Genomic DNA, 637 nt, shown 5'->3' with positions numbered 1-637 from the left:
GCTGCCGCTGGTCACGTAGTCCTTGTTGATGGCGCTGAGCCAGCCCCGGATGTTGTATTGGTAGCTGAGGGTCTCCAGGTCAGCGCCTGCGCTGTTTTTGAGCGCCTTGCTGGCCAACTGCCCCAGGGCATCGTAGGTGTTTTGGGCAATGATATGTTCGGTGCCGTTACCCAGTTGTTTGCGGGTCTCCAGTACCCGGCCGGCATGATCGTACAGCAGCCGGGTGATGAGCCGGCTGGCCGGGGTGACGCTGCTGTGCTGGTTGGTATGGTGATGGGTGCTGACCAGCAGCTGCCCGGAAAAGTCATACATATTCGTCACCACATCGGTGCCGCCGTTGATGTTGTCACTGAGTACCTGCTGTACCCGGCCTTTGTCGTTGTAATAGGTGGTGGTCACCAGCCACTGGTCGGTGTCCAGCACCCGTATTTTGGTGCCGGTGACCATGCCTTTGGTCAGGGCGGACTGTGCCGTGGGGCGTTCGCCTGTCTGCGTGCCCAGCGGGGCGGGCAGTTCGGTAGTGGTATAATAAGCGGTTTTTGCGTCCTTTTTGCCCGCGTAGCTGTAATCGTCGTAATGGGTATAGGTAAGGGCGTAGAGTTTAGCAGGGTCCAGGTTGGGCAGGGGATTGTTGGCC

1 pseudogene is annotated in these 637 nt (G+C 59.0%); it reads right to left on the bottom strand.

From position 1 onward, the window contains the following. Nucleotides 1-637: pseudogene (locus R3I13_RS26970) on the bottom strand (hypothetical protein); the annotation flags it as partial.

It is taken from the genome of Chitinophaga sp. YIM B06452 (assembly GCF_039655965.1).
Taxonomy (GTDB): domain Bacteria; phylum Bacteroidota; class Bacteroidia; order Chitinophagales; family Chitinophagaceae; genus Chitinophaga.
Note: the sequence above shows the minus strand (reverse complement) of the source record. Positions and strands in the feature narration are given on the sequence as shown.